Origin of the sequence: Actinospica durhamensis (assembly GCF_018139695.1) — a bacterium.
In the GTDB taxonomy this organism is placed as follows: domain Bacteria; phylum Actinomycetota; class Actinomycetes; order Streptomycetales; family Catenulisporaceae; genus Actinospica; species Actinospica durhamensis.
The window spans coordinates 1-6055 of the sequence record NZ_JAGSOG010000392.1 but is presented as its reverse complement, the minus strand read 5'-3'; the positions used below and the strand labels follow the sequence as shown (position 1 = coordinate 6055).

Here is a 6055-nt window from a genome sequence, read left to right as displayed (position 1 = left end):
CCTGCCGGCCGCACCGCGCCGCGCGTCCCGGAAACGACGACGCACCGCCGCGGGCGCCGGGCCCCGCCCGCTCTCAGCCTGCGTCAGGTCACTGCCGTACGCAGGGGGGAGACTCACGCGCGCCCGGCGCCGGGGAAGGGGCGTCGGTCGCGGGAGCGGGTGGAGGCCGTCGGCCACGGCGGTGCGGTGGCTCGGGTGCCGCTCCGGGCAAGGTGCTGCTCGGCGGCGGTACTCGGTCGTGCTCGCGCTCAGTCCGGGCGGTCGCCGGCGAGCTGGGCGGCCACCTCCTCGGTGAGGTCCGCGAAGGCGGGTTCGCGGGCGTCGAGGTACTCGCGCCAGCGTCCGGCGTCCCAGATCTCGAAGTGCGTGTCGGCACCGATCACGGTGACGTCGCGCTCGAGCCCGGCGTAGTCGCGCAGGTGCGCCGGGAGCGTGATCCGGCCCTGCTTGTCCACCCCCTGCTCGCTCGCGCTCGCGTAGAGCACCCGCAGGTGATCGCGCACGGCCTTCGGGGAAGTGAGGCCGTTCGCGGCCGGCAGTGCCCTGATGCGTTCGGCGAGTTCGGCGAACCGTACGGCAGGCCACACCGTGAGACAGTGCTCCTGCCCCTTGGTGATCACCAGCCGCTCCGTTCCGTCCACTCGCGCCGCCTCCTCGCGCAGCCGCGCGGGCAGGATCAGCCGTGCCTTCTCGTCCAGCCGCGGCTGGAAGGTGCCGAGGAACACCGGCCACCTCCCGATCCGGACCCGCGGGACCCTGGAGAACCCGACAGGCCCCACTTTCCCCCACTCTACTCCACTACGCACCCACTGGGCCGTATGGAGGATGAGGCCGACGATATGCCCGCACCGGCCCGCCGGCCGCGGCCGCTCGTGGCCCCAGCGTGTCCGACGCGTGGCCCGCACGTGGCGGTCCCGTCGCCGAATCGAGGTCTCATGCTCTTGCGCACAGTCCGCCCGCGTCGTGCACTATGTCCGAGGCGGCGTTCATCCGGGCGGCGTGTAAACGTTTTTTCGCTCATCATTGCGGAGTAAGGCGAGGGGAGGGTCCGTTGCCGAGCATCGTGGGGCAGCAGGGACCGCAAGGTCTGGACCGTACACAGGTGGACTGGCTGGCCTCCACGGCGCAGCGGATCCAGGACCGGATCGAGACGGTACTCGAGGGCAAGAGCGAGGTGGTGCGGCTGACCTTGACCGTGCTGCTGGCCGAGGGCCACCTGCTGATCGAGGACGTGCCCGGGGTGGGCAAGACCCTGCTGGCCAAGGCCCTGGCCCGGGCCGTGGACTGCACCGTGCGCCGGATCCAGTTCACGCCGGACCTGCTGCCCTCGGACGTCACCGGCGTGACCGTCTACGACCAGCACCGCGGCGAGTTCGAGTTCAAGCCGGGCGCGGTGTTCGCGAACCTGGTGGTGGGCGACGAGATCAACCGGGCCTCGCCCAAGACCCAGTCCGCGCTGCTCGAGTGCATGGGCGAGCACCAGGTGACGGTGGACGGCACCACCTACGTGCTCGAGGCGCCGTTCATGGTGGTGGCCACGCAGAACCCGGTGGAGATGGAGGGCACGTATCCGCTGCCCGAGGCCCAGCGCGACCGGTTCATGGCCCGGGTGGCCATGGGCTATCCGGCGCCCGCGGCGGAGCTGCGCATGCTCGAGGGCCACGCCGCGGCCAACCCGATCGACGACCTGCAGCCGGTGGCCGACACCGCGGACGTGGTCAAGCTGATCGAGACGGTGCGCGCGGTGTACGTCTCGGACGAGGTCAAGCAGTACGTGATCAACCTGGTCAGCGCCACCCGGGACCACCCGGACCTGCGCCTGGGCGCCTCGCCCCGGGCCTCGCTGCACCTGATCCGGGCGGCCCGCGCGCACGCGGTGCTCGGCGGGCGCGGGTTCGTGCTGCCGGACGACGTCAAGACCCTGGCCGTGGCGGTGCTCGCGCACCGGCTGATCCCGACCGCCGAGGCGCGGATCGGGCGGCGCGACGCCCAGCAGATCGTGGCCGATCTGCTCGACCGGGTGCCGGTCGCGGTCTCGTCCGGGGGGCAGCGCCGCTCGTGAGCGCACGCAGCGTCCTGCACACCTTCTCCACCGGGCTCACCGTCCGCGGGCGCGCCTTCCTGGTCGCGGGGATCTCCTCGATCGCCGCCTCCCTGCTGGTGGGCTATCCGCCGCTGCTGCGGATCGGGGTGCTGCTGACCGCGATGCCGGTGGCCGCGGCCGCGATCACCGGCGCCTCGCGCTACCGGATCTCCTGTCGCAGGGTGCTGCAGCCGGCCCGGGTGCCGGTGGGCACCCCGGCCCAGGTGCACCTGCGGCTGCAGAACGCGGCCCGGCTGCCGAGCAGCGCGCTGCTGGTGGAGGACCGGCTGCCGTACACGCTCGGCAGCCGGCCGCGCTTCATCCTGCGCCGGATCGAGCCGAGCGGGCACCGGCGGGTGGCCTACCGGATCCGCTCCGAGCACCGCGGCCGCTTCGAGGTCGGCCCGCTGACCCTGCGCAGCGCCGACCCGCTCGGCCTGTTCGAGCTCAGCCGCTCCTTCTCCGCCCGGCACACCCTCACCGTGGTGCCCCGGGTCCAGCACCTGCCGCCGGGCCGGCTCGGCGCGCTGTGGGCGGGCCGGGGCGAGGGCCACGCGGCGTACGCGGCGGCGGCCGGCGAGGAGGACATCGGCGTGCGCGAATACCGGCACGGCGACGACCTGCGCCGGATCCACTGGCGGGCGACCGCGCACCACGGCGAGCTGATGGTCCGTCGGGAGGAGCGCACCTGGCACAGTCAGTGCACGGTGTTGCTCGACAGCCGCAGCCCGGCGCACCGCGGCTCGGGACCGGCCGCGTCCTACGAGTGGGCCGTCTCGGCCGCCGCCAGCACGGCGGTGCACCTGCTGAATCTGGGTTACCAGGTCAGGCTTTCCACCGGCACCGGCACCGGGCTGATCCCGGCGGAGAACCAGGACACGGTGCTCGACGCGCTGGCCGTGGTCAAGCCGGTGCACCGGCTGGCGCTGAGCCTGGACGAGTGGGCCGGGGCGTCCGCGATGGCCGGCAGCGACCACCTGGTGATCGCGTTCCTGGGCGACCTCGGCTCCGGGGACGCGGCGGAGCTGGCCCGGGCCAGGCCCGGGGCCACCGGCGGGATCGCCTTCCTGCTCGACACCTCCACCTGGGCCGGTCCGGTGGCCCAGTCCGCGGACCGCTACGCCCACCGCGAGGCGGCCCGGATGCTGCGCTCGGCCGGCTGGCACGTGATCTCGGCCGGGGCGCAGGACGACTTCGCCGAGCTGTGGGGTCAACTGGGCGCACACCAGGAGGACCTCGGCGAGCGGTTCGGGGCCCGGCGCGGCGGACCGACCCTGCCGGAACCGTCCGCCGCCGCTGCCGCCACCGCCGCCTCCGCGCCGGCCCGGGACGGGAGGGCCTGATGCCGAACGCACTCGACTCCACCCGCTCGCTGCGGCTGCCGGCCGCGGCCGCGCTGGCCACCGTCCTGTCCACCTTCGGCCTCGAGCGGCTCATCCACACCGGGCCGTGGCTGGCCCAGATCATGCTGATCGCGATTCTGATCGCGGCCACGGGCGCGGGTCTGCGCCGGATCAACACCCCGCGCCTGCTGATCGTGCCGGCGCAGGCCGTGCTCGTCCTGGTCGTGCTGGTCGCGATGCTGGTGCCGCACTCGGCCCCGGCCCATCTGCTGCCGACTCCGCACGCGCTCAGCGCGCTGGGCGATCTGATCAACCGGGGCGGGCTCGACCTCAAGTCGTACTCGCCGCCGGCCCCGGCCACCCTCGGGATCACGGCCCTGCTGACCGTCTCCGGAGCCGGGTTCGCGCTGCTGATGGACGTGCTCGCGGTCACCGGGCGCAAGCCGGTGCTGACCGGGCTGCCGATCCTGGCGGTGTACCTGATCCCGGCCACCCGCGAGCCCGGCGGGATGAGCTGGCTGGCCTTCGCGTGCAGCGCGATCGGCTACCTGGTGCTGCTCGGCACGGACGGGCAGGACCGGCTGAGCCAGTGGGGCCGCACCGTGCACCGGCGCTCCGGACGCCAGCCGTCCGGGACCACCAACACCGGGCTGACCCGGCTGATCGCCACCTGGGCGATCGGCGCCGCGCTGGTGGTCCCGATGCTGGTGCCCTCGTTCCCGAAGCTGATCACGCTCGGCTCCGGCGGCGTGGGCGGCGCGGGCTCGGGCAGCGTGATCTACCTGGACCAGTCCGTCGACATCAACCGGGACCTGACCACCACGACCCCGGTGCCGCTGCTGGACTACCGCACCGACGCCCCGGCCGAGCAGGTCTCGAGCGACTACCTGCAGATGACCGTGCTGACCGAGTTCGACGGAGAGGGCTGGTACCCGCCGAGCAAGGCGAGCACCTCCCCGGCGGGCACCACCGGCATCCCGGGGCTGGCGAAGAACTCGCCGGTCCAGGTCAGCACCGTGCACACGAGCGTCTCGGTGATCGGCAACATGGGCTTCAGCACGGTGCCGGCGCCGGCCGCGGTCACCGATGTCACCGACATGTCCGGCCTCGGCGGCATCGAGATCGACAACGACACCGCCACCACGTACGCCAACGACAACGACGGCGGCTCCCGGCTCAACGCGCGCTACACCGCGGTGAGCAAGGTGGCGGTCCCGACCTCGAGCCAGCTGGAGACCGCGACCGAGGGCCAGGACCCGATCGGCCAGAACTACCTGTCGCTGCCGCCTGAGATCAAGGATCTGATCACCAAGGACGCCGAGCAGATCACCGCCGCGGCCGACACCCCGTACGAGAAGGCGGTGGCGCTGCAGAACTACTTCCTGGACGACGGCTTCAAGTACTCGCTCACGGTGAAGGCGCAGGACGGCGTCCCGGCGATCGAGAGCTTCCTGCAGACCAAGGAAGGGTTCTGCGAGCAGTTCGCCGCGACCATGGCCGCGATGGCCCGGGCGCTGGGCATCCCGGCGGTGGTGGCCGAGGGCTTCACCCCCGGCGACGCGCAGACCGACGGCAGCTACGAGGTGACCACGCACGACGCGCACGCCTGGCCGCTGCTGTACTTCGACGGCTTCGGCTGGGTCCGGTTCGAGCCGACGCCCACCGTCGTCGCCGACGGCCGGGCCGCGACCCCGCCGTGGACGGTGGCCCCGGCCAAGGGCCTGGGCACCGGCACCGCCGCGGGCACCGCGGTGGCCACCGGCCGCAGCACCCCGAAGGCCACCGCGAGCGCCTGCGCGAACGGCTCGGCCCCGGTCGACGTGCCGCACAACATCGCCATCGACGGCGGGCAGGGCGGCGGCTGCGCGAGCAAGGGCTCGGGCCTGGGCGCGGCGGCGAAACCGCCGTTCTCCTCCTGGGGGCCGTTGGGCGTGGTGCCACGCACCTTCCAACGCTGGTTCCTGACCGGCAACGCGGCCCAGATCGCGGTGAAACTCCTGCTGGCCGCGCTGGTGCTGCTCACCGGCGTACCCGGCGTGGCCCGGCTGCTGCGCCGACGCCACCGCCGCAAGGTGATGCGCACCGCGGCCGCGGCCGGAGCCGCCGTGCCGAAGCCGCGTGCCGGGCTCGACTCGGGCGAGGGCGAGGAGCAGGTGCGCGGGTTCGGCTCGAGGTTCGGGCCGGGCGGCGCGCGCCGGGAGGCCGCGTTCACCGCGTGGGCCGAGCTGCGCGAGTACGCGACCGACCTCGGCTTCGGCTGGCCGGACTCGGACACCCCGCGCGAGCTGGCCGGACGGCTGAGCGCGCAGGCCGAGTTCGACGAGGCGAGCGAGGCCGCGGTCGGCCGGGTGACCACGCTGGTCGAGCGGGCGGTCTACTCCCCCGAGCCGGACGTGATCGCGCCGGAGGAGGCCCGCAGCCTGCCCGACGACGTGCACCGGGTGCGCTCGGCCCTCGGCACCTCGGCCGGACGGGCCGCGCGGGTGCGGGCGGCGATCCTGCCGAGCTCCTCGCTGGACTACCTGATGCGGCGGGGCCGGCGGCACTGAGCCGACGGCGCGACGACGACGCCCGCGTGCCGGTTCTCGGCACGCGGGCGCGTCACGTCCTCGACGGGGCGGGGCGGGTC

Annotated in this window: 4 protein-coding genes; 3 read left to right on the top strand and 1 reads right to left on the bottom strand. The window is 73.9% G+C overall.

Annotated elements, in window-relative coordinates:
• Positions 1 to 248: 248 nt before the first annotated feature.
• Entirely contained in the window at positions 249 to 725 is a 477-nt protein-coding gene (gene mraZ / locus KDL01_RS38345) for a division/cell wall cluster transcriptional repressor MraZ (RefSeq protein WP_212533631.1), read from the bottom strand.
• Between the two features lie 326 nt (positions 726 to 1051).
• On the opposite strand from mraZ, the gene KDL01_RS38340 reads away from it, so the two are divergent.
• From KDL01_RS38340 to KDL01_RS38330, 3 genes are read left to right on the top strand one after another with little or no spacing between them, the layout of a single operon-like run.
• Entirely contained in the window at positions 1052 to 2062 is a 1011-nt protein-coding gene (locus tag KDL01_RS38340) for an AAA family ATPase (RefSeq protein ID WP_246577577.1), read from the top strand.
• On the top strand, positions 2059 to 3426 hold the full coding sequence (locus KDL01_RS38335; RefSeq protein ID WP_212533629.1) for a DUF58 domain-containing protein: 1368 nt from the start codon (positions 2059 to 2061) through the stop codon (positions 3424 to 3426). The genes KDL01_RS38340 and KDL01_RS38335 overlap by 4 nt, the downstream gene beginning before the upstream one ends.
• Positions 3426 to 5975, top strand: coding sequence for a transglutaminase TgpA family protein (locus KDL01_RS38330; RefSeq protein WP_212533628.1), 2550 nt, complete (start codon positions 3426 to 3428; stop codon positions 5973 to 5975). Before KDL01_RS38335 ends, KDL01_RS38330 begins: the two co-directional genes overlap by 1 nt.
• The last annotated feature ends 80 nt before the right edge of the window (positions 5976 to 6055 follow it).